Here is a 20,641-nt window from a genome sequence, read left to right as displayed (position 1 = left end):
GTGATCTTGTACTTGCCAGGTTCCCTTCCGCAGCGCCGGAGCCGACGGACAAGACCCCGCAAGGGGCGACGTGCTGGGATGTCTCGTCGAAAAATCCCGGCGGCGGAGTGGACCAACGGCATGTCAGTGCCGTGGCGCGAAGGCAGGGGTGCTTGACCCGCCATCCGGTTGTTGAAAAACACTTCCTTTGGTTACCTCCTCCTTGCGCGAACAAAGCGAAGTAACCCGCTCACGCGAAGCGGGAGCGAAAGCCTTTGCCGTTGCCCCGGGGCCGATCAAAACGGGGCTTCACCCGTACCCTCCTCACGCTCCGCGCCCCGGCCCACGCCAGCGGCGTGGGCGCTCGAAGGCACGCGCGCCAGTGGCGCGCAGACCGTGCCTTCTCGCCCCAACGGGAAGGCGCTGCATCACTCCCGCTGACCCGCGATCCAGGTGGCCTGCACCTGCAGCGCTTCATCCAGCAACACGAAATCGGCCTGGTAACCGGGCGCGATATGGCCATACCGGTCATCCACGCGCAGGAATCGCGCGGGATAGGTCGACGCCATCCGCGCCGCCTCGGCCAACGGCAGCCCCAGCAGGCTGACCGTATTGCGCACGGCGGTGGCCATGTCCAGCGCCGAGCCGGCCAGCGAACCGGCGGCGTTGCGCACCACGCCATCGACGGCGGTGATGACCTCGCCATACAGCTCGAACGAGGGATCGTCCGCACCGACCATCGGCATCGCGTCGGTCACCAGCAGCACCTTGCCGCGCGGCTTGGCCGCCAGCGCCACCCGCAGGCTGGCCGGATGCACGTGCACGCCATCGACGATCACCCCGCACCAACTGTGCGGATCCTCGAGCGCGGCGCCGACCACACCAGGCTCGCGCCCCTGCAGCGGCGTCATCGCGTTGTACAGGTGGGTGAAACCGCTGATGCCGGCGTCCAGCCCGGCGCGGGTTTCCTCGTAGCTGCCCGCGGTGTGCCCGGCGCAGACGATGGCGCCGTTGCCGACCATCGCCTTGATGGTCTCCACGGGCACCCGTTCGGGCGCCAGCGTGATCAGGGTGACGCCGTTGTCCAGCGAGGTCGCCATCGCCACCTCGTCCGGTCCCGGCACGCGGAACTTGCCCGCGTCGTGCGTGCCCTTGCGTGCCGGCGCGATGTACGGCCCTTCCAGGTGGATGCCGAGAATGCCAGGCACGCCCTCGGCGATGGCCTGGCGCACCGCGGCGATGGCTTCGGCCATCACCGCCGCATCGTCGCTGATCAGGGTCGGCATCATGCCGGTGGTGCCGAAGCGGCGGTGCCCGCGCATCATCGCGCGCAGGGCGGCCACGTCCGGCGTGTTGTTGAGCAGCGCGCCGCCGCCGCCATTGACCTGCACGTCGATGAAGCCCGGCAGCAGCCAGCCGCCGCCGAGATCATGGCGCGGCACGCCGGCCGGCAGCGAAGCCTCGGGCAGCACCGCGGCCACCCTGCCCTCCTGCACCAGCACGGCATGGCCGGAGTGGAAGTCGTCGTTGCCCAGGACACGGGCGTTGGTCAATGCGTAGCTGGTCATCTTTTCGTTTCCAGATTCCGGCCCCGGGAGGGGGGGGGGACAAGCAGGCTCCCGCGCACGGGGAGTGGTCGCGGGGAGGAGGCGCAGCGACGCCTGGCTGCATTCGACCGCAGGCGGCTCCGGACCGGCCCTCCTCCTTGTGCTCCAGGGCGCCTGCATCCTGCATCCGTGCGCTTCTTCCTCCAGGCGGCTTCGCCGTGCGACCCGACAGTCCCCGTCGGGCCGTCTCCCCGCGGGAGAAGGAAAACCGTCAGACCGTTTCGGTCACCTTGTTCAGATGCGGCGGCAGGTCCGGATTATGGCCCCGGCGCAGCGCCAGCGCGTTGATCGCGCGGTAGAAGCTCTGCACGGTCAGCAGCGGCGCGCACAGCGGGTGCGGTGCCGACGCGACCGGCAGGTTGCCGCCCTCGCCGGCCAGCCACACGCGCGCGCCGCGCGCGCCGAACTCGTCGGCCAGGGCACGGGTGCCGGCGCCGGTCTCGTCGGGCTGGGCGAAGGCCAACACCGGGAAATCCTCGCCCACCAGCGCCATCGGCCCGTGCTTGACCTCGGCCGAGCTGTAGCCCTCGGCGTGCAGGCCGCAGGTTTCCTTGAACTTGAGCGCCGCTTCCTGCGCCGCGGCCAGGCCCGGGCCGCGGCCGACGACGAACAGGTTGTGCGCATCGACCAGCCCGTCGGTCAGCGGCGTCCAGTCACACTGCCAGGCCTGGGTCAGGGCGGCGGGCAGGGCGTCGAGCGCGGCGATCAGGGTCTGGTCGTCGCTCCAGTACGCGCACAGCTGCAGGATCGCGGCCAGCGAGGCGAGGTAGCTCTTGGTCGCGGCCACGCTGCGCTCGGCGCCTGCGCCGAGCGGGATCACCGTGTCGGCCAGCTGTGCGAGCGGCGAATCTTCGACGTTGACCAGCGCGACCACGCGCGCGCCGGCGGCCCTGGCCGCCTCGGCGTTGCGCAGCAGGTCCGGGCTCTTGCCCGACTGCGAGATCACCAGGTACAGGGCGTCCTGCAGCTTCTGCCTTGCTTCGTAGACCGAGCCCACCGACGGCGACGCCGAAGCGGTCACCAGGCCCAGCCGCGTCTCGAACAGATACTTGGCATAGGTGGCGGCGTGATCGGAACTGCCGCGCGCGCAGGTCACCACGAACGGCGGCGGATTCTGCCGCAGGTCCGCGGCCAATGCCTGCACCACGTCCCGGTTGCGGGCGAACTGAGCGGCGATCACGGAGGCGCTGGAAGCGGCCTCGTTGAACATCAGGGTTTCGGTTTCGCTGGGCAACATGGCTCTACTCGGAAAGATCGGGGGAAATGGAAGGCGGCCGCAGCGGCTGCTGGCGCAGCGGCGCGGTGGAGCCGCGCACCACCAGCTGCGGCACGAAGCCCTGGTTCTGCAGCTGCACCGGGTTGTCCTCATAGGCGTCGGTGCGCAGCTGGCTGATCAACAGGCGCGCGGCATGGCGGGCGATGTCGCCGGTGGCCTGCTTGGCGGTGGTCAGCGCCGGCCACGACTGGCGCGAGAACGGGCTGTCCTCGAAACCGGCGATGGACAGGTCGTAAGGCACGTTCAGCCCGGCCGAATTGGCCGCGGCCAGCACGCCGGCGGCGATCTCGTCGTTGGAGCCGAAAATCGCGGTCGGCGGTTCGCGCAGCGCCAGCAGGCGGCGCGCGCCACGGAAGCCGTCGTCGAAGGTGTAATCGCCCGGGATGACGAGGTGCTTGTCCAGGCTGATGCCGTAATCCTTGAGCGCCGCCTCGTAGCCGGCGTAGCGCTCGCCGCTGGAACGGTGCTCGGGCCCGCCCCACAGGAAACCGATGCGCTGGTGGCCGAGCTGGATCAGGTGTTCGGTGATCTCGTAGGCGGCATCGCGGTCGTCCACGAACACGCAGGCGCCGTCGGCCGGGTCCTCGGTGGCGGCGATGATGCGCACCGTCTTGATGCCGCGCGCGTTGAGCGCCGCCACCAGTTCCGGGCGCTCGGACATCGGCGCGGTCAGCACCAGCCCGGCCAGGCGCGAACGCTGCACCCAGTCGGCCAGCTCTTCGGCCAGCATCGGCGAGGTCGAGTCGCAGGGATGGATCTGCAGCCCGAAACCGGTCTCGCGGCAGGCCGACAGCACGCCGTTCTGCACGCCGATGATGTGGTAGGGATTCGGGTTGTCGTAGACCAGCCCGATCACGAAGGTGGTGTTGCTGCGCAGGTTGCGCGCGGACGGATCCGGTTCGTAGTCCAGTTCGGCCACCGCGCGCAGCACGCGCGCGCGGGTGGCCTGCATCACCGAAGGCTCGTTGTTGATGACCCGCGACACCGTCTTGAGCGAGACCTTTGCCCGCTCGGCGACGTCCTTGATGGTGGGTCTGCGCATGACGGTTTCCTGCCTGGACTGATTGTCCGCCATGATGCTCGATTCAGCCGCCATGCGCGCGGCCCGCACGCTGCCCACTGACAGCGAAATACAGGATGTACAGGTAGCACGGCACCATCAGCGCGGCGAACACCAGCTGGAAATCGAAGTGCTGCTTGAGTACCGCGAACGCCTGCGGAATGATCGCGCCGCCGGCGATGCCCATCACCAGCAGGGCCGAGCCGGTCTGGGTGAAGCGGCCCAGGCCGCGGATCGCCAGCGGGAAGATCGCCGGCCACATCATCGCGTTGGCAAAGCCCAGCGCGGCCACGAAGCCCACCGAGACATAGCCGTGGGTGACGTAGGCGCCCAGGCTGAACAGAACGCCGAGCACCGCCGACACCGCCAGCCAGCGCTCCTGCGAGATGAAGCGCGGGATCAGCACCAGCCCGACCAGGTAGCCGACCAGCATCGCCGTCAGCGTGTAGGAAGTGAACAGCTTGGTCTGGTCCAGCGGCAGGTCGAAGCCATGGCCATAGGTGCCAATGGCGTCGCCGGCCATCACCTCCACGCCGACATAGACGAACAGGCACAGCACGCCCAGCCACAGGTGCGGGAACTGGAAGACGCTGCGCTTTTCCGACACGCCACCCGCGACCCCTGCATTGGCCTCGGCCGCGCGCACTTCCGGCAGCGGCGAGAACAGCACGCCCACCGCCACCAGCAGCAGGACGCCGGCGATGACCATGTACGGCGTGTGGATCTTGGCGGCGAAATCGTTGAGCAGCTGGGTCCTGGTCGCCGCATCGGCCACCTTCACCTGTGCGTCCAGATCGCCGATGCCGTGCAGCACCAGCGAGCCGATCACGATCGGCGCGAGGATGCCGGCGACCTTGTTGCAGATGCCCATCAGCGCGATGCGCTGGGCCGCGCCCTCGATCGGGCCGAGGATGGAAATGTACGGGTTGACCGCCGTCTGCAGCAGCGCCATGCCGCCGCCGATCACGAACAGGCCGCCCAGCGCGCCGGCAAACCAGCGTTGCGTCGCGAACTGGCCGAACAGCATGGCGCCCACCGCCATCACTGCCAGGCTCAGCGCAAGGCCCTTCTTCATGCCGGTGCGGTTGAGGATCACCGAGGCCGGCAGGGCCAGGAAGAAATAGGACAGGTAGAACACCATCAGCACCAGGAACGCCGACACCTCGCTGACCTCGAAGGCCAGCTTGACGAAGGTGATGAGCGGCCCGTTGATCCAGGTACAGAAGCCGAGGATGAAGAACAGGCCGCCGACGATGGCGATCGAGGACGCCATGCCGGTGCGCGGCGTGGAAGCGGGAACAGCGGACATTGGCAAGGCTCCTGCAGCTGCGAGAGGGACGGCTCACGCCGACCGGTGGTAACTGGGAACAACGTTGTCACATTTATGGTTTGGCGCCGATGGGTTTGTCAACAACGCGTGTACGCACGCATCGGCCCGGCCGCGGACCATGGATGCAGCGGAGCCATGCCGCTCAATGCCTTTGCCCTGCAAACGCAGGACTCCCCGGCGACCTGCTTTCGAATGCAACAAAACCTCGATGACCCTCGGCGCGCAAAATGTCGCTGCGGCGCAACATCGAAAGTTTCAATTATTCGTTGACATCGTTGTCAGAACGATTACAGACTCGGCCCCCGATGGCGCCTGATGGGCGCTCCCCAACGCCATAGGGAAACCGAGTGACCGCTGCCGCCCCCACACTGCAGACCTTCCCGCTCGACAGTGCGTCGCGGCCGTTCCTCGCCGCCGATGTCGGCGGCACGCATGTGCGCGTCGGCCTGATCCGCGCCGGCAATGGCGAAGGCCTGGCGATCGAGATCCTGTCCTACCGCAAGTACCGCTGCGCGGATCATCCGAGCCTGAGCGCGATCCTGTCCGACTTCGCCAGCCACAACCCGCCGGTGGAGCACTGCGTCATCGCCACCGCCGGCTACGCGCTGGCCGACGGCAGCGTGATCTCGGCCAACCTGCCCTGGCCGCTGTCGGCCAACCGCATCCGCGACGACCTCGGCTTCCAGGCCGTGCACCTGGTCAACGACTTCGAAGCCGTCGCCCACGCCGCCGCCCACATCGACGGCAGCCAGGTCCTCCAGCTCACCGGTCCGGCCGAAGCGCCGCGCGGCCCCACCCTCGTCGTCGGACCCGGCACCGGCCTGGGCGCCGCGGTCTGGATTCCCGTCGGCGACCGCTCGGTCGTGCTCGCCACCGAAGCCGGCCAGGCCTCGCTGGCCGCCAGCACCGAGCTGGAAATGGCCGTGCTGCAGCAGATGCTGCGCAACCGCAGCCATGTCTCCATCGAACACGGCGCGCTGTCCGGCCCCGGCCTGCTCAACCTCTACAACGCCCTGTGCGCCGTGCGCGGCACCGCGCCCGTCCACGCCACCCCCGATGCCGTCAGCGCCGCCGCCTGCGACGCCAGCGACCCGCTCGCGGTCGAGACGCTGCAGCTGTTCTGCGGAATCCTCGGCTCCACCATCGGCGACATGGCCCTGCTCTACGGCGTGCAGGGCGGCATCTATCTGGCCGGCGGCATCCTGCCCAAGCTCGGCCAGTTCCTCATCGGCAGCACCTTCGTCGAACGCTTCCTCAACAAGGGACCGATGGCGAAGGCGCTGCAGCGCATTCCCGTGAAGCTGGTCGAGCACGGGCAACTGGGTGTCATCGGTGCAGCCAGTTGGTATCTGGAAAAGTTGGCCAAGTAAGCCTCGCAGCATAAGCAACAGATGCACCAGCAAGACCAGAAGTAAAGCGGCACGCCAGTGCCTTTCATTTACGATGTTGAGGAGAGACAACATGCATCGCAAGACCCTGCTTTCGGCAGCCATCGCCGGCTGCCTCGCCTTCAGCGCCCATGCGCAGGAAGCGCAACCCAAGGCGACCGACCTGGACACCGTCACCGTCACCGGCATCCGCGGCTCGATGGAGAAGTCGCTGGACACCAAGCGCGAGGCCAATGCCCGCCTTGAAGTCGTCACCGCCGAGGACATCGGCAAGCTGCCGGCGCACAACGTCGCCGATACCCTGCAGCGCCTGCCCGGCGTGAACATCAGCTCGTCCTCCGCCAGCGAAGGCGGCTTCGACGAAGCCGACCGCGTCAGCCTGCGCGGCACCAGCCCGAGCCTGACCCAGACCCTGATCAACGGCCACAGCGTCGGCTCGGCCGACTGGTTCGTGCTCAGCCAGGGCAGCAACGTCGGCCGCAGCGTCAGCTATACCCTGCTGCCGTCGGAACTGGTGCGCTCGGTGGAAGTGAGCAAGTCCTCGCAGGCCAAGCTGCAGGACGGCGGCACCACCGGCACCGTCAACATCATCACCCGCAAGCCGCTCGAGTTCGCCAAGCCGATCACCGCCGAAGCCTCCATCGGCGCGGTCCGCGCGGACCAGGCCGAGGCGACCGACCCGCAGCTGTCGGGCCTGTTCAACTACAAGAACGACGACGGCACCTTCGGCGTGATGGTGCAGGCGTTCAAGCAGAAGCGTCATCTGCGCCGCGAAGCGGAAGAACTGCCGTCCGGCTTCTTCCAGCTCGGCCGCAATTCCGATGGCACGATCAACGCGCTCGGCCAGTCCAACCCGGACCTGGTCGATGTCTGGGCCCCCAGCCTGCTGGGCTCGACCCTGTTCGAACAGATCCGCGACCGCAAGGGCGGCCTGGTGTCGCTGCAGTTCAAGCCGGCCGACAATCTGACGCTGGGGCTGGAAGGCTTCACCTCGAAGATGCAGGCCAACAACTACAACCGCAACTTCATGCTGTGGGGCGGCAACTTCGCCAACAGCCAGGCGCCCGACGCCGGCTATACGGTCAAGGACGGCGTGCTGACCGACGCCAAGTACGCCGGCAAGGCCGGTACCGACTACGCGGTCTACGACATGATCTACCGCGAAGCCACCGCCAAGAGCAGCTATGTCACGCTGGACGCCGACTGGCAGGTCAACGACAACCTGAGCGCCAAGTTCCAGGCCGGCTCGACCAAGGGCACCGGCTCTACCCCGCGCCAGTTCATCGCCGAAGTGACCCTGGCAAATGGCGGCGGTGCCAGCTGGAATACCCACGGCATCGGCTCGCCGGTGGACTGGAGCGTCGGCGGCGACATCACGCCGGCAGGCGTGACCAGCTTCGGCACCTGGGGCAACCAGCAGGTCACCGCCGAAGACAAGGAGAAGTGGTTCACCGCCGACTTCAGCCAGTACTTCAACGACAGCGCCCTGAGCTCCATCGACTTCGGCGCCCGCTACGCCGACCACAAGCGCGAAGCCCTGTCGCCGGAAGGCGCCACGCCGGGCGATATCTGGAGCGCGCTCAAGAGCGGCGCCACCGCCAGCTATCCGGGCGGCTTCGCCAGCGGCATCGGCGGCAATTTCCCGCGCAACCTGTGGTACTTCACCCCGAGCGCACTGAAGGACGCCATCCTCGCCAACTCCACCTGGCTGTCGAACAACGACGGTCCGAGCGGCCGCCACAACTACGGCGGCGAATGGAAGGTGCAGGAGAAGAACTTCGGCGCCTACGTGCAGGCCAACTTCGTCGGCGATCGCTGGAGCGCCAACGTCGGCCTGCGCTACGTCAACGTCGACCAGGACATCAATACCTACCTGGCGGTTTCCGATCCGGCCAACATCGATGTCAGCAGCCAGTTCGGTTCCTGGAAGGCACTGTCGTACAACAACAAGCACAGCCGCCTGCTGCCGAGCGCCAACCTGAAGTTCGACCTGGCCGACGACCTGGTGTTCCGCTTCGCCGCCTCGCAGACCCAGACCCTGCCGGATTACTCGGCGCTGGGTGCCTCGTCGTGGGGTTCGGACCTGAGCCGTACCGGCGGCGGCGGCAACCCGCGCCTGAAGCCGGTGCTGTCCAGCAACTTCGACGCCAACCTGGAGTGGTACTTCATGCCGCGCGGCCTGCTGTCCGTCGGCGTGTTCGCGATGAACCTGAAGGACTACGTGGGCTTCGACACCGAGACCCAGATGCTGTTCAGCGAGCTGACCAACAAGCTGGAAGCCTACAAGGTCGCGATGCCGATCAATGTCGACGGCAAGGTCAGCGGCATGGAAGTGGCGTACGAGCAGCCGATCGGCGACAACTTCGGCGTCAATGCCAACTACACCTATGTGGACGGCAAGTCTTCGTTCACCTGGGCCAACGGCAGCAACAGCCTGCAGGGCACCTCGAAGAACACCTACAACGTGGGCGCCTACTTCGAGAACGACACGTTCGGCGCGCGCCTGAGCTACACCTACCGCTCGTCGTTCCTGATCGGCCTGCAGGGCGCGGTTCCGTACTACCAGGATGATTTCGGCACCCTGTCGGCCTCGCTGAGCTACAAGGCGACCGACTGGCTGAGCATCAGCCTGGATGCGCTGAACCTCAACAACCCGACGTTCAAGTACTACCAGAGCGCCTCCATTCCGACCGCGTTCTACGAGAATGGCCGCCAGTACTACATCAACTTCCACGTGAAGTACTGATACGCCGGCAGGCAGCATCGCCGGAAGCGTGATACGCCGGGCCTGGGTCATTCCGGGCCCGGCGTTTTTGTAGCGCCGGGCGACGCCCGGCGAGCGACAGGACAGGCGGGATGGCCGACCGGGCCGTCCCGGCATTTCATAGAAGAACCCGAACAGGAGCTCCGCCCCATGACGAAGTCCCTCCGCATGCGCCACCGCGCAACCTGGCTCGGCAGCTGCATGCTGCTTGGCATCGCCGCATCGCAGGCGCACGCGATGGAGGCCGCGTCCCCGCCGTCGTTGATCCCGCTGCCCTCCAGTTACCACGCCACCGGCGGCAAGGAGTTCGTGCTCGGGCGCGCCGCGCAGGTCGGCGGCAACGACGAGGCGGCACGCCGCGCCGCCGCCCAGTTCGTATGGCTGCTGGCGCAGAACGGCGGCCCGACCCTGGCCGTGGCCGAAAACGCCGGCAAGGCGCAGATCCGTTTCCGTCTCGATCCGTCGGCCCTCAATACCGCCGAGGGCTACCGGCTCAAGGTGTCCAATACCGGCATCGAGGTGAGCGCCGGCGACGACGTGGGCCTGTTCTACGGCGCGGTCACCGCCGCGCAGCTGCTCACCGGCGACAATCCCGGCCGCGTCGCGGCCGCGGACATCGACGACACGCCGCGCTTCCGCTGGCGCGGGCTGATGCTGGATTCGGCGCGTCACTTCCAGAGCATGGACGAGATCAGGAAGCTGCTCGACGCCATGGCCCAGCACAAGCTCAACACCTTCCACTGGCACCTCACCGACGACCAGGGCTGGCGCATGGAGATCAAGCGCTACCCGAAACTGACCGAGGTGGGCAGCTGCCGCGTACCGCTGGGCGATGCCGGCCGCGACCCGGCCACCGGCAAGGCGCGCAGCTACTGCGGCTACTACACGCAGGAACAGATCCGCGAGATCGTGGCCTATGCGGCGCAGCGCCACATCCAGGTGATCCCGGAAATCGACGTGCCCGGGCATGCCACTGCCGCCATCGTCGCCTATCCCGAACTGGGCGCCACCGACAAGCCGCTGGTCATCGACAACCAGTGGGGCGTGTTCCCCAACCTGTTCAACACCGAGGAAAGCACCCTGCGGTTCCTGGAGAACGTGCTGCTGGAAGTGATCGACATGTTCCCGGCGCGCTATGTGCACGTCGGCGGCGACGAGGCGGTCAAGGACCAGTGGATCGCCTCGGCCCGCGTACAGGCGCACATGCGCGAGGTGGGCGCCAAGGATGAGATGGAAATGCAGAGCCACATCATCAAGCGCCTGGAAACCTTCCTCGAACAGCACGACCGGCGCCTGATCGGCTGGGACGAGATCCTCGAGGGCGGGCTGCCGCCGGAAGCCACGGTGATGTCCTGGCGCGGCACCGAGGGCGGCCTGAAGGCCGCCAGCGAGGGCCACGACGTGGTGATGACCCCGGTCACCCACATGTACATGGACTACCTGCAGACCGGTTCGCCGGACGAGCCGCCGGGCCGCCCGACCACCATCGAGCTGAAGAAGGCCTACGAGTTCGAGCCGGTGCCCGCGGAGCTGGCCGCCGACAAGCGCCAGCACATCCTCGGCCTGCAGGCCAACATGTTCACCGAGCACACCCGCAACGACCGCAACCTGGAGCACAACCTGTTCCCGCGCCTGGCCGCCGTCGCCGAGACCGGCTGGAGCCCGCAGGAAAAGCGCGATTTCGGCGGCTTCCTGCAGCGCCTGCCGCGCCAGCTGCAGCGCTACCGGGCGATGGGCATCCGGTATGCGCAGACGCCGTTCCAGGTGGACATGCACGACAAGGGCGACCGTGCCGCCGGCACCGCCACCGTCACGCTGGACAATCCGCTCGGCTATGCCGTGCACTACACGCTGGACGGCAGCGAGGCGACCGCCGCGTCGCCGCGCTACACGCAGCCGCTGCAGGTCGGGCTGCCGACCCAGGTCCGCGCCGCGGCGTTCTTCGAGGGCAAGCCGTTGGCCGCGGCAAACCGCTTCGCCATCACCGCCGATTCGCTGCTCGTCCGCGACGACACCCGGCTCGACCTCTGCCCCGGCGACGGCAAGCTGCTGCTGCGCCTGGAAGACGACGGCCCGGCCGATGGCGACCGCGCGATCTTCAACGTCAACATCTTCAGCCCATGCTGGCTGTGGCAGGACGCCGACCTCACCGGCGTGAGCGCGGTGAAGGTCCGCGCCGGGCGCATTCCCTACAACTTCCAGCTGGCCCACGACGAGCCCAGCCGCAAGTTCGTTCCCGCACGCACCGCGCATGGCGAACTGGAGATCCTGGCCGACTGCAAGGGCACGCCGCTGGTCTCGCTGCCGCTGCCGGCCGCACCCGGTGCCGATGGCTTCATTGAACTCGAAGCGCCGCTCCCGGCCACCGCGGCGCATGCCGATCTCTGCATCCGCTTCACCGGAGACACCCGGCCGGACCTGTGGACGCTGGACTGGATAAAACTGGAAACCGCTCGCTGAGCACGACACAGAGGCCACCGGAAACGGTGGCCTCTGTCTTCATGGGCAACGCCGCCGCCTCGGGCTGCCCCCGCAGGTCAGCCCGAGGCGGTGCCGGGCACTTGCCGCGCCGAGAGTGCGAAAAAATTTCACGACAACCCCTGATCGACCACGGTTTTCCCCCGCCCTTCGTCGCAAGTTTCGTTTGAAATAAATTTTTCCATTGCAATCATTGGGTTATTTTCAATTTCGGCACGAGTAGCGATATGAAAATTTTTTGCAAAGCAGCTTGACATCGTTGTCACGCACCACCGAAACTCCGGATGCCGCAGATCCCCGGGGATCTGCAGACACCCAGGGGAAATCGCGTGGTCGCCAGTTTCAGTCCAGCCCATGACCTGACCATCGCCGCGTCGGCCACGCCGCTCATCGCGGCCGACGTCGGCGGCACCCATGTGCGGGTGGGGCTGGTGCGTGCCGTAGCGGGTCCGGTGCCGGACATCCACGTGCTCGCCTATCGCAGGTATCGCTGCGCCGACCACGCCGACCTCGGCCAGATCCTCGCCGACTTCCGCAGCCATGCCCCGGGCGCGCGCGAATGCGTCATCGCCAGTGCCGGCTATGCGCTGGCCGACGGCAGCGTGATCTCGGCCAACCTGCCCTGGCCGCTGTCGGCCAACCGCATCCGCGACGACCTCGGCTTCCAGGCCGTGCACCTGGTCAACGACTTCGAAGCCGTCGCCCACGCCGCCGCCCACATCGACGGCAGCCAGGTCCTCCAGCTCACCGGTCCGGCCGAAGCGCCGCGCGGCCCCACCCTCGTCGTCGGACCCGGCACCGGCCTGGGCGCCGCGGTCTGGATTCCCGTCGGCGACCGCTCGGTCGTGCTCGCCACCGAAGCCGGCCAGGCCTCGCTGGCCGCCAGCACCGAGCTGGAAATGGCCGTGCTGCAGCAGATGCTGCGCAACCGCAGCCACGTCTCCATCGAACACGGCGCGCTGTCCGGCCCCGGCCTGCTCAACCTCTACAACGCCCTGTGCGCCGTGCGCGGCACCGCGCCCGTCCACGCCACCCCCGATGCGGTCAGCGCCGCCGCCTGCGACGCCAGCGACCCGCTCGCGGTCGAGACGCTGCAGCTGTTCTGCGGAATCCTCGGCTCCACCATCGGCGACATGGCCCTGCTCTACGGCGTGCAGGGCGGCATCTATCTGGCCGGCGGCATCCTGCCCAAGCTCGGCCAGTTCCTCATCGGCAGCACCTTCGTCGAACGCTTCCTCAACAAGGGACCGATGGCGAAGGCGCTGCAGCGCATTCCCGTGAAGCTGGTCGAGCACGGGCAACTGGGTGTCATCGGCGCAGCCAGTTGGTATCTGCAGCACCGCAGCACCTGATCACGCTCCCACCCACGCAGCAACGCACACCGCCGCACGGGCATGCGCCCGCGCACCAGCCACCTACAGAAACCGCGGTTCAACCCACAATCCGCCAATGATGAGGAGAGACATCATGAGGTACCGCAAGTCCGTACTGTCCGCCGCCATCGTCACCTGCCTGAGCTTCTCCGCGCACGCGCAGGACGCCGGCAAGGAAACGACCGACCTCGACCGCGTCGTGGTCACCGGCATCCGCGCCAGCCTGCAGCAGTCGCTTGAAACCAAGCGCAACGCCGACGCCATCGTCGACGTCATCACCGCAGAGGACGTGGGCAAGTTCCCGGCCACCAACGTCGCCGAGGCCATCACCATCATTCCCGGCGTGACCATCGACAAGGCTTTCGGCCAGGGCGAGAAGGTCAGCATCCTCGGCACCGATCCGGCGCTGAACCGCACCATGCTCAATGGCCAGACCGTGGCCTCGGCCGACTGGTTCATCACCGACCAGCCGGGCCGCACCTTCAACTACTCGCTGCTGGCGCCGCAACTGGTCAGCAAGGTCGAAGTCTACAAGTCGCCGGAAGCGTGGCTGGACGAAGGCTCGGTCGGCGGCACCGTCAACATCTCCACCCGCAAGCCACTGGACCTGGAAGGCACCACCGTCTCCGGCTCGGTGGGCTACCTCTACAACGACCGCATCGAGAGCGGCGACCCGTCGGTTTCGGCCATGTTCGGCTGGAAGAACCAAGCCAACACCTTCGGCGTGATCATCTCCGGCCAGCGCTCGGATGAAAGCATCCGCCGCGAGGGCATCGAGTCCTACGGCACGGTAACCGGCGACCACTACATCAACAGCCGCGACGGCGCGCCGAACTCGATCACCAGCACCAGCGACGACTGGTCCACCGGCGAGGCCGTCACCATGCCGCCGAGCTGCGTGGGCAGCTGCGCCACCACCCTGCTGGCCAACCCGAACGCGGTCGCACCGAATTCGATCAGCGCCCATTACTTCGAGCAGAAGCGCGAGCGCGACACCCTGTCGCTGGCCCTGCAGTTCAAGCCGCACGAGAAGCTGGACATCGAGTTCAACCTGCTCGACGTCAAGGCCGGCTACGACAACATCAGCCATGCCATGTTCGCCTTCAACGGCAACACCTGGAACTCGCTGGGCAACCTGACCGACCTGACCGTCGATGGCGGCGTCATCACCAAGGCCAAGTTCCGCAATGCGCTGACCGTGTATGACCTGATCAACCGCCAGGCCACCGTCGATACCGACTCCTACGACGTGAAGTTCAAGTGGACCGACGAGCGCTGGTTCGCCTCGGCCCATGCCGGCTACTCCAAGGCCACCGGCGGCACCGGCCGCCAGGTGTTCGGCGAGTTCCTCAACAAGGCCAACTACAGCTACGACCTGACCGGCAAGGTACCGAAGCTGTACTTCGACGGTTACCAGAGCGACGCCATCCAGGACGTGGCCAGGCACTTCGCCCCGGCCAACCCGGGCAGCCCGTTCAACGACCCGAACGCCTACAAGCTCGACCGCGGCGAGCCCTGCACCCAGTTCTCCTGGGGCTGCGGCTGGCATGCCGACCCGGCGACCAAGGACAACTGGAAATCGGGCTGGGGCGGCAACATCGTCACCAAGCCGACCCGCGACGAAGAGAAGTACGCGCAGGTCGACTTCGGCATCCAGCTGGAATCGCCGATCTACCAGCTGCGTTTCGGCGCCAAGCGCCGCGAACACGAAACCTCGCAGTCGATGGCCGGTGTGACCCTGGCCTCGATCAAGGGCTATGGCGACGTCAGCGCCGAAAAGTTCGACCCCAAGCAGCTGCCGGACAACTATCTCTCCGGCTTCGGTGACGTGGGCGACCTCAACAGCCGCTTCATGATCGACGGCTGGAAGCTGGCCGACTACATCCTCAGCGGCGATTGGCTGGCCCCGTGGCAGACCATGCGCGCCCCGAGCACTTTCTACGATCCCTCGTTCGTGGCCAACACGTGGAACGTGACCGAAGACGTGACGGCGGCCTACCTGCAGGCCGATTTCAGTGTCGACCGGCTGCGCGGCAACTTCGGCGTACGCTTGGTGCGCACCGAGTCCGACAGCACCAGCTGGCAGTGCATCGGCAAGCCCAGCTGCGTCGCCAACGAAGCCAACAACTACGTCCACAGCTACCAGCTGGCCACCACCTCGAAGAAGTACAACGACGTGCTGCCGAACGTGAACGTGGTCTATGACCTGAGCGACAGCGTGGTGCTGCGTGGTTCGGCGGCCAAGGTGATCTCGCGCCCGAACTACGGCGACATGTCCACCTATCTGTGGCTGGGCGACCAGACCCGCACCGGTGGCGGCGGCAACCCGGACCTGAACCCGTACGAATCCACCAACCTGGACTTCTCGGCCGAATGGTACTTCTCCGAGAACGCCATCCTGGCCGGCACCCTGTTCCACAAGAAGGTGGACAACTACATCCTGGTCAGCACCCAGAAGGAGATCCACTTCAACCAGGCCGACCAGCGCGACACCGAGTTCGATGTCTCGCGCCCGAACAACGCCGGCAGCGCCACCATCAAGGGCTTCTCCGCGGCGTACCAGCAGACCTTCGGAGCGGGCCTGGGCCTGCTGGCCAACTGGACCTACGCCGAAGCCAAGGCCGACAACGGCGACTTCCTGCCCTACAACTCCAAGAACCAGCTGAATTTCAGCCCGTTCTACGAGAGCGAGCGCCTCAGCGCCCGCGTGACCTACTCGTGGCGCTCGAAGTACTACACCAACGTCGACCGCGGCAATTACCTGGTCACCGATGACTACGATTCGCTGGATGCGAGCGTCAACTTCAAGATCACCGACAACCTGACCCTTGGCCTGGATGGCATGAACCTGCTGGACAGCGAATACCGCTCCTACGCGGAAGTTCCGGGTGTGGCCAACACCGAAAAGCTGGTGCGCGGCCTGTACCGCACCGGCCGCCGCTACATGGCCACGCTGCGCTTCCAGTTCTGATCCGGCTCGGCTGAAACCCCACGTTCCACGTTGTTTTTCTCCTCCAACGGGCCTGGCAATCCAGGCCCGCTTTTTTTCCGGCGTCGGTATCGCCAACGCGGAGCGGCAACCATCAGGGCATGGAATGGCCCATCCGCTGCACCTGCTGGAGCGGCAAGCGCTGCATCGCATCGCGGCGTTTCGCCTTCTGGTCCGGCAGGCAATACCGTAGTGGCCGACGGAGCGGCAAGACCGGCCCGTCATGACCTGCGGTTCTTCCCCGCAGGCATCAGGCAAGACGCAGGGAAGGCGATGCGGCCTGCCGCGGCAGGTCGCCCGTACCGGACAGAGGACCACAACCATCATGACAACGCGCGTACCACCCCGAGACCGGCCAGCCCGCGCCCCGCACGCAGAAGCTCGGTGCTGGCTGTTCGCCTGGGCGCTGGCCTGCTCCACCACGGCCGCCGCGCAGGAAACCACCGGTATGGCCGGCTACTGGTCCGGCCATACGGGCAGCGGGCGCGAGCGCGTGGCCGTCGGCCTGGAACTGCAGCCCGATGGCGGAGGCGGCCTGTCAGTCAGGCTGGACCTGCCCATCGCGCACATGCAGTCCATGGCGATGGGCAGCGCGCGGATCGAGGACGGCATCCTGCGCCTGCCCGGCCTGCACCTGGCACTGGCGCGGAAGGCGGGACGCCTGACCGGCACCCTGCTGGATCCGGCCGGTAGCGCCGACCTGAGGCAGGCGGGGCCACGCCCGCCCGCCATGCCGTCGATCGCGGCCACCGACGCGCCCGCGCTGCCGGGGCCGCTCTGGGCGGTACGCCTGTCCGGCCAGGTGTTCGCCGCGCCGGTCGTTGATGCAGGCATCGCCTACGTCGGTACCACCGGCGGCATCTTCGAGGCGGTGGACGTGCGCGATGGCCATCGCGCCTGGAGCGTGCCGCTGGGCTTTCCCGTGTTCGCCAGCGCCGCCGTCGACGGCGACGCGGTCTACGTGGCCAGCGACGCCTTCCTGCATCGCCTGGACAGGGCGGACGGCCGCGAGGTCTGGCGCTACCCGCTGGCAACCGAGCCGGCGGAGCGCGTGCTGCCGCACCCGGGCAGCGCGCACTGGGACGGACAGGCGCCGCGACCGCTGGTGCTGGGCGCCACCCTCTACATCGGCAGCGCCGATGGCGGCCTGCATGCGGTCGATGCCGAAAGCGGCCGCCGGCTGTGGCGCTTCGTCGCACCCGGCCGCATCCGCCACGGTGCAGCGGCCGACGCCAGCCACATCTACGCGGTCAGTGAGCCGGGCAGCGTGCATGCCCTGGACCCGCGCACCGGCGAGCAGCGGTGGCGCCATCCCTTGTCCGGCCAGCCCGGCGCGGCGCCGGTGGTCCATGAAGGCCGCGTCTATGCCAGCGACCGCGGCGCGCTGCTGCACGCGCTCGACGCGGGCGACGGCCACCGCCTGTGGCTGCTTCCATTCTGGACCTCGTGGGTGGAATCGGCGCCGATCATCGTGGACGGCACGCTCTACATCGGCTCGTCCGACCTGAAGCGGATCAGCGCCATCGACGCAGGCAGCGGCAAGGTGCGCTGGCGAAGCGAAGTGGCCGGCTGGAGCTGGGGAACGCCACTGCCCGCCGGCCGCCACCTGTTCGTCGCCACCGCCGCCGGCGCGCCGTATTTCCAGCCGCTGCAGGCGGAACTGGCCATGCTCGACCGCGCGGACGGGCGGGTCGTCGCGCGCATCGCACTGCCGGCCGGCGAGGGCTTCATCTGGGGCGTGGCCGGCGATCTGGCACGCAGCGGCGACACCCTGGTCGCGGCGACCATCGGCGGCACGTTGATGGGCTTCGCCCTGCCCAACGCGACCACACCGCAAGCGGGTGCCGACGACCCTCCTTCCCCGCCCCTCTCCCTGCGCTGAGCCACATCCTTCCACCCCGTACCGCTGCGCCCCTGGCCGCACCCGCGTCCAGGCTTCATCCAAGAGGACACGCGATGATCCGATACCGCACCACCACCGCCGCGCTCGCAAGCGCCCTGTTCGTTGTCCTGGGCGGCACCACCGCCTGTGTCGCAACCAACGACGCAGCCACTCCGGCGGCGCAGGCGCAGCCGGTGCAGGTGGAAAGCGCGACGATCATCCCGCGCCCGCAATCGATGCAGCCGGCTGCCGGCACCTTTCTTGTCGCTGCCGGCACCACCGTGCGCGCGCAGGGCGAAGCCGCGGCGCGCGTCGCCGCGCAGTTCACCGGACTGCTCGGCCGGACCACGCCGCTGGCGCTGGCCACCGATGCGGGCAAGGCGGAAGATGGCATCGTGTTCCGCCTGACGCCGGCAGGCGCGGGCGCTTCGCCTGAAGCGTACGCGCTGGACATCTCGCCCACCGGCATCGTGGTCGAAGCGGCCAGCGAGCATGGCCTGTTCAATGGCGCGATGTCGCTGTGGCAGCTGCTCGCCGGGCAACAGGCCGCGGCGGTCTCGCTGCCGGCGATGCGCATCGAGGATGCGCCGCGCTTCGCCTGGCGCGGGCTGATGCTCGATTCGGCGCGCCACTTCTGGAGCGTGGAGCAGATCAAGGTACTGCTCGATGCGATGGCCACGCAGAAGCTCAACACGTTCCACTGGCACCTGACCGACGACCAGGGCTGGCGCATCGAGATCAAGCGCTACCCGAAGCTCACCGAAGTCGGCGGTTGCCGCGTGCCGCAGGGCGATGCCGGCCGCAAGGCCGACGGCACGCCCAACCTGTACTGCGGCCACTACACGCAGGAACAGATCCGCGACGTGGTGGCCTATGCCGCCGCCCGCCATATCACCATCGTTCCGGAGATCGACGTGCCCGGCCACGCGCAGGCGGCGGTGGCGGCCTATCCGGAGCACGGCGTGGTCGACGGCCCGACCGAGCCGTCGCACAACTGGGGCGTCAATCCCTACCTGTTCAATCCGCGCGAGGAGACGCTGCAGTTCCTGGAAGGCGTCCTGGCCGAAGTGATCGACCTGTTCCCCGGCCCCTATGTCCATATTGGCGGCGACGAAGCGGTGAAATACCAATGGCAGGCCTCGCCCGCGGTGCAGGCGCATATCCGCGCGCTTGGACTGAAGGACGAGGAGGCGCTGCAGTCGCACATGCTCAAGCGGCTGGAGAAATTCCTGGAGGAGCACGACCGCAAGCTGATCGGATGGGACGAGATCATCGAGGGCGGCCTGCCGCCACAGGCCACGGTGATGTCCTGGCGCGGCATCGAGGGCGGCATCGAAGCTGCCACGCACGGCCATGACGTGGTGATGGCGCCGGGCAACACGCTGTACCTGGACTTCCTGCAGACCAACCTGCCGGACGAGCCGCCGGGCCGGCCGAAATTCACCTCGATGCAGAAGATCTACGCCTTCGATCCGGTACCCGGACAACTGCAGCCCGAGCAGCGCCGGCATGTGATCGGCGTGCAGGCCAACATGTGGACCGAGCACACCCGCACCTGGGAGCGCCTGCAGCACAACCTGTTCCCGCGCATGGCCGCGCTGGCCGAAATCGCGTGGACGCCGCTGCAGCGCAAGGACTACGACGATTTCCTAAAGCGCCTGCCGGCGCAGCTGCAGCGCTACAGGGCGCTGGACATCGCCTACGGCCAGACCGCGCTGTCGGTGGCGATGCAGCGCCACGACGACCGCGCCGGCAACCGCGTGGATGTCGAACTCTCCAACCCGCTGGGCTATGGCGACATCCGCTACACCACCGATGGCAGCGCGCCGACGGCACGCTCGCCCGCCTACGCCGCGCCGCTGGCGTTGCAGGTACCCACGTACCTGGAGGCCGCCGTCTTCTTCGACGGCAAGCCGCTGGCCGACAAGGCCAGCCGGTGGACCCTGGACGCCGCTTCGCTGCTCACCCGCAACGACAAGACGCTGGCGCAGTGCCCGCAGGGCGGCCGCCTGCTGCTGCGGCTGGAGGACGACAATCCCACCGACGGCCCGCGCGAGAATTTCGACGTGACCATCTTCAATCCGTGCTGGTTGTGGGAAGGCGCGCAGTTGCAGGACGTGGCCTCGATCCAGGTACGTGCCGGACGCATTCCGTACAACTTCGGTCTGCTGCGCGAGGAGGAAGCCAAGCGCGGCTTCCGCAAGGCGGTGGCGGCGCATGGCGAGTTCGAGGTCCGCGACGGCTGCGAAGGGCCGGTACTGGCTTCGGTGCCGTTGCCGGAAGCAGCCGATGCCGATGGCTTCATCACCCTGGACGCACCGCTGCACTCCGGTGCCAACGCGACCGCCAACCTGTGCATGACCTTCAGCGGCGATACGCGGCCGACGATGTGGGTGCTGAAGCAGGTGGCGCTGCGCACGGGAGACTGATCGGCGCCTCCCTCCGGCAGCGCCGGACCATGCGCGATGAGGATTGGCTGGCAAGGCCGCAGCCGGGCGGTGCCCCGCTCTACACG

12 protein-coding genes are annotated in these 20,641 nt (G+C 67.6%); 7 read left to right on the top strand and 5 right to left on the bottom strand.

Annotation, left to right across the window (positions count from 1 at the left end):
- Positions 1-407 precede the first annotated feature (407 nt).
- From nagA to ABB22_RS05050, 4 genes are all read right to left on the bottom strand, one after another.
- Positions 408-1,547, bottom strand: a complete 1,140-nt coding sequence (gene nagA / locus ABB22_RS05065; RefSeq protein ID WP_057505075.1) for an N-acetylglucosamine-6-phosphate deacetylase — start codon at positions 1,545-1,547, stop codon at positions 408-410.
- 250 nt (positions 1,548-1,797) lie between these two features.
- Positions 1,798-2,823 carry an SIS domain-containing protein gene (locus ABB22_RS05060; protein ID WP_057505074.1) on the bottom strand — a complete coding sequence of 342 codons (1,026 nt, stop codon included), beginning with the start codon at positions 2,821-2,823 and terminating at the stop codon, positions 1,798-1,800.
- Positions 2,824-2,827: 4 nt separating this feature from the next.
- On the bottom strand, positions 2,828-3,904 hold the full coding sequence (locus ABB22_RS05055) for a LacI family DNA-binding transcriptional regulator (protein ID WP_055772642.1): 1,077 nt from the start codon (positions 3,902-3,904) through the stop codon (positions 2,828-2,830).
- 43 nt (positions 3,905-3,947) lie between these two features.
- The gene (locus tag ABB22_RS05050; RefSeq protein WP_057505073.1) at positions 3,948-5,231 is read right to left on the bottom strand and encodes a sugar MFS transporter; all 1,284 of its coding nucleotides are present in this window, start codon (positions 5,229-5,231) and stop codon (positions 3,948-3,950) included.
- Between the two features lie 368 nt (positions 5,232-5,599).
- Here ABB22_RS05050 and ABB22_RS05045 point away from each other — a divergent pair, with 368 nt between their 5' ends.
- From ABB22_RS05045 to ABB22_RS05035, 3 genes are all read left to right on the top strand, one after another.
- Positions 5,600-6,622: a glucokinase family protein gene (locus ABB22_RS05045; protein ID WP_244481330.1), complete on the top strand. Its 1,023-nt coding sequence runs from the start codon at positions 5,600-5,602 to the stop codon at positions 6,620-6,622.
- Between the two features lie 91 nt (positions 6,623-6,713).
- The gene (locus ABB22_RS05040; RefSeq protein ID WP_055772252.1) at positions 6,714-9,386 is read left to right on the top strand and encodes a TonB-dependent receptor; all 2,673 of its coding nucleotides are present in this window, start codon (positions 6,714-6,716) and stop codon (positions 9,384-9,386) included.
- Positions 9,387-9,554: 168 nt separating this feature from the next.
- Entirely contained in the window at positions 9,555-11,864 is a 2,310-nt protein-coding gene (locus ABB22_RS05035) for a family 20 glycosylhydrolase (RefSeq protein WP_055772255.1), read from the top strand.
- A 128-nt stretch (positions 11,865-11,992) separates the two neighbouring features.
- Here the strand turns inward: ABB22_RS05035 and ABB22_RS18385 are convergent, their stop codons facing one another.
- The gene (locus ABB22_RS18385; protein WP_161809347.1) at positions 11,993-12,148 is read right to left on the bottom strand and encodes a hypothetical protein; all 156 of its coding nucleotides are present in this window, start codon (positions 12,146-12,148) and stop codon (positions 11,993-11,995) included.
- Between the two features lie 63 nt (positions 12,149-12,211).
- On the opposite strand from ABB22_RS18385, the gene ABB22_RS05030 reads away from it, so the two are divergent.
- The 4 genes from ABB22_RS05030 to ABB22_RS05015 all read left to right on the top strand — a co-directional run bounded on the left by ABB22_RS05030 (position 12,212) and on the right by ABB22_RS05015 (position 20,555).
- A complete protein-coding gene (locus ABB22_RS05030; RefSeq protein WP_057505072.1) occupies positions 12,212-13,234 on the top strand; it encodes a glucokinase family protein in 1,023 nt (340 codons plus the stop codon).
- Positions 13,235-13,349: 115 nt separating this feature from the next.
- Positions 13,350-16,226: a TonB-dependent receptor gene (locus ABB22_RS05025; protein ID WP_055772261.1), complete on the top strand. Its 2,877-nt coding sequence runs from the start codon at positions 13,350-13,352 to the stop codon at positions 16,224-16,226.
- Between the two features lie 466 nt (positions 16,227-16,692).
- Positions 16,693-18,126 carry an outer membrane protein assembly factor BamB family protein gene (locus tag ABB22_RS05020; RefSeq protein WP_055772265.1) on the top strand — a complete coding sequence of 478 codons (1,434 nt, stop codon included), beginning with the start codon at positions 16,693-16,695 and terminating at the stop codon, positions 18,124-18,126.
- Between the two features lie 74 nt (positions 18,127-18,200).
- On the top strand, positions 18,201-20,555 hold the full coding sequence (locus ABB22_RS05015; RefSeq protein ID WP_055772268.1) for a beta-N-acetylhexosaminidase: 2,355 nt from the start codon (positions 18,201-18,203) through the stop codon (positions 20,553-20,555).
- Positions 20,556-20,641 lie beyond the last annotated feature (86 nt).

It is taken from the genome of Stenotrophomonas nitritireducens (assembly GCF_001431425.1).
Lineage (GTDB): Bacteria > Pseudomonadota > Gammaproteobacteria > Xanthomonadales > Xanthomonadaceae > Stenotrophomonas > Stenotrophomonas nitritireducens.
Note: the sequence above shows the minus strand (reverse complement) of the source record. Positions and strands in the feature narration are given on the sequence as shown.